A 3,897-nucleotide genomic window follows, 5' to 3' on the forward strand; every position below is an offset into this window, starting at 1 on the left:
CAGGCTTTTGTAGAAATGGCAGGTATTTTCATTAGTCAAAAACAACAAAAGTTAGTTGCCGGTGAAGATAATACTATACATTTAAAATTAAGTTCTATTTCAAATAAAGAAGTAGCCAAGATAAAAGCATACTACTTCATAAAATATGATACCGATAGTGAAAAATTAATAATAGATAGGGATTTTAATAATAAAGACATAACCCTTACTCTAAATTTTGAAATGCTTTTGGATAAAGTACTGCCGAAGCTAAGAGAGTATGTATTAAATAAATATGGCAATATTGTAAGTCCAGAAGATAACGAGCAAGTGAAAGCAATGAAGTCGATATTTGGGGATGAGGAAGTGTATAGTAGTTTAATAAAAAGGGATAATACCCATAAATTTTTATTGGCTGCTAAAAATAATGATGAGCAAGTAGTACTAAAGTTACTTACTGATCGTTTAACCCGTCCTTCTAGACTTGAAAATATAGTAGATATTATAACCAAAGCTAACAATATTCTAAAAGAAAATTTTAAAAAGAATGAGCTAGATAATAGCTTAGCATTAGAGCAGACTGAGTATTCCTCTCCTGGATTTGATGTTAAGAAAAAGAGTAATGATGAAATTATCCAAGAGCTTAAGCAGGCGTGCAAGGATGGAAATACAATAGAAATAATATATTTACTAACTTCGCCTAATCTTAAGTTTACATGTGATACTATGCATGATTGTTTTACTTTAGCTGCTGATAACGGGCATATAAAAGTATTAAAACCGCTGCTTAAGTATACTAATAGTGCTGAAACAAATAATGAGATAAGTATATATACTTTCATTTATGCTGCTAAGAGTGGTCACATAAAGGTATTAGAATTATTGCTTAAATATATCAAAGATCCCAAAAAGCATCTAGAAGTAAGTGTGGCCGCTTTCACTCATGCTGCTAAAAACGGAAATATAGAGGTATTAGAATTATTATTGAAACAATGTCTAAATGATGATGAAAAAGATATACTAATTAGTTCTGTTGACTATAAACCTTTTAGATATGCTGCAAAAAATGGCAATATAGAGGTTTTAGAATTACTGCTTAAACATACTTCTAGTCAAGAGAAGGTAGATAATATGATTCATGCTCGATATGATGATAGTTTTTTTAATGCTGCTCGTATGCGCCATATTGAAGTTTTAAAGCTCTTAATAAAACATACACCAGACCATGAAAAAAGAAATGAAATGATTCATGCTCGCAACAATAAACTATTTATTAACGTTACTACTAAAAATAAGCCTGAAGTATTAAAGTTTTTGTTAAACCATACACATGAGCAAGAAAAAAGAAATGAAATGATACATATGCGTGATGATCAAGGATTTATCAATGCTGCAAAAAATGGTCATATAGAGGTGCTAAAATTATTGCTAGAATATACCCAAGATGAACAAATAAGATATCAGATGTTTCGTGCCCAAAGCGATACTATTATAACTAGTATTGCAGAAAGTGGTAAAGTAACAGTGCTAAATTTTTTGATTGAGAACACCTCAAATCAAGAAAAAAGAGAAGAAATAATTCATGCACAAAATAATAAAGATTTTTTCTATTCCATTTCATCATATAAAAATTTAATGTTTAGAACTTTAATTTCTTCAATTAAAGGTAATTTAATATCTGAGTTTTTAAAATATGAAATAATTCCTATTTTGAAAACAGAGACTAATAGAAAATACATTGAAACTTATTTGTGCTTGGATGAATATTTTAAAATTGTACATAAGTTAAATAATTTACATTTTGTATGTAAAAATATTTATTCATCTTTTAAAGAACAACTAGCAATTCCTCATGAAATTTCATCATATATATTCTCTATTGTAGTAGGAGTTGAGAGTAGGGCTCAACTAGAAAAGATAGAAGCCATAAAGAGAGAAGTAAATGAAGAAAGTAAATTTAATGTTGCTGAGGGAATTATAAGAAAGGTTAATAGTAGAGCCTTATTTATAGAAAAAATAATGAAATATGATCAAACTCTGGATAGGGGTGCAAAAACTAGAGAGTAAGTAAATGCTGTGCGGCAGGAAATTAATAAAGATGGAAGAAATTTACTAACAAATTTATAAATGAGATAAAGGCTAAAGTGACAGACTTTGATAAAAAAGATTGGAAAAGATTGAAATCCTTGCAGTCGAGTAAGAGAGCTAGATTGTTCTGACTCCCTCCTCTAAAAACCTCGGCGTGTGAATTTCCCCACACTGGGCTCAAGCTTCTCAATAGCCAAAGTGTTTACCGGGCAATTTGCTTGAATCATAGTAAGGTAAGGGCTCCGATATGATAGCTTTGCCTCTTCTTTTATTATTCTCTCGATCTTGAAAGTATAGCTTACATCGGGATTGTAAGGATCTACATTAGCTATTATTTTAATATGCCGTTTGGTTGGAATATGAGAAATTTTGATAAGATTTATATATTCTTTAGTTTTCTAAGCGTTGATAGTTTCGGCAGAAAATACCCGGTTATCCAATCCTTTCCTGCGGAAATAGCTTTTGGTACGCTATTTAGCAGATTTTCTCGGATGCCTTAAATGTATCCATTTCCATAACATTTTGGAAACTATGGAGTCTACATATGAAAAGATCTTCTTAGCAGCTAATGACTTATAATAGTTCGCCCACCCTAACAATTTTAGGTTAAGCATTTGTATTATGTCTTTAGTTGCGTCTGTGATTGCAAAGTCATCAGCATAAGTTATCATATGCACTTTGTCCATGGGTGCGTTATTTAGCAACCACTTATGAGATATATTATCAAAACAAGACTTTATATCCACTTCAAATATATATTCAGCAGGATCTTTTTGCCATAAAGAAAGCATACATTATTCTATTGCATCAGCGGCAGAGCGCTTTTGCCTAAAAACATACGCCTTTTTATCCAGCTAAGGTCTCTGCTATAGGTTGAAAAGCCATCAGATATAAAGCCTGACAAGCTCTATCAATCATAGTGGGAATTGATAGAGGAAACAATTTTGTCGCCTCTTTATTCTTAGGTATATATATCCTTCGTAGGGGGTTGAACTTTATAACCTTAAAATCAAATTTTTTCAATATTTCGAAATTCTTGCTTTTTATTTTATCTTTTGATAAAAATTTTTTAACTGTTTTTTCTATGCTAATGATTGTTGTATTATTTTTGTATAGTATTAGTTTTGTCTTACATGTAATTTAAGGAATTAATAAAAGGTACTTATGAAAAGATCTAGCCAAAATGACTTCAACCCTTCTCCTCTTAAATTAAAAAAACCTGACGAAGCTTATTATGAGTCACTGAAAGATAAAATGGAAAATGGTAGTGAAGAGGAAATTTTAAACCTAATAAATTATATATCTGTAACCCAGCTGCTAGCTATAAAGGATGAGCGGCTTGGAGGCAATGTTTTTTTATGGGCTGCTTCTCGGGGATTTAAAGAAGTTATAACTCAAATTCTCAGTATTGATTCAAATATGATCGATACCTTTTTAAGCCTAAGACTAGAAAACGGGAGTGACGCATTTTTACTTACTGCTGAATCCGGTCATTTGGAATTATTGGAATATCTCCTTGAGCTAAAACCTGAGTTTATAGATTCAATAGATAAAGATGGATGTAATGCATTTCTACTTGCTGCTTCTAAAGGCAGATTAGAAGTAATGGAATATCTCTTACAGCTACAACCAGAGTTTATTAATTCAATTAGTAGTATAAGAGGAAATAATGCTTTCTTGATTGCCGCTATATATGGACATTTAGATGTGATAAAATACCTCTTACAACTGAAACCTGAGTTTATCAATTCATCAAATAAAAATGAAAGTAATGCTTTCTTACTTGCTGCTTGGAATGGAAACTTAGATGTGATGAGATATCTCCTTGAG

The 3,897-nt window shown here is 31.0% G+C and carries 3 protein-coding genes; 2 read left to right on the forward strand and 1 reads right to left on the reverse strand.

The features are described 5' to 3' along the window. The coding region (locus NF27_RS01195) for an ankyrin repeat domain-containing protein (RefSeq protein ID WP_039454855.1) at positions 1 to 2,046 on the forward strand (2,046 nt) is incomplete at its 5' end. Between the two features lie 491 nt (positions 2,047 to 2,537). Here the strand turns inward: NF27_RS01195 and NF27_RS01200 are convergent. After that, positions 2,538 to 2,858, reverse strand: coding sequence for a group II intron maturase-specific domain-containing protein (locus NF27_RS01200; protein ID WP_039454857.1), 321 nt, complete (start codon positions 2,856 to 2,858; stop codon positions 2,538 to 2,540). A 373-nt stretch (positions 2,859 to 3,231) separates the two neighbouring features. Between NF27_RS01200 and NF27_RS01205 the strand changes: the two genes are divergently transcribed. Continuing rightward, on the forward strand, positions 3,232 to 3,897 hold a 666-nt coding region (locus tag NF27_RS01205; protein ID WP_039454953.1), incomplete at its 3' end, for an ankyrin repeat domain-containing protein.

This window comes from Candidatus Jidaibacter acanthamoeba (assembly GCF_000815465.1).
GTDB lineage: Bacteria > Pseudomonadota > Alphaproteobacteria > Rickettsiales > Midichloriaceae > Jidaibacter > Jidaibacter acanthamoebae.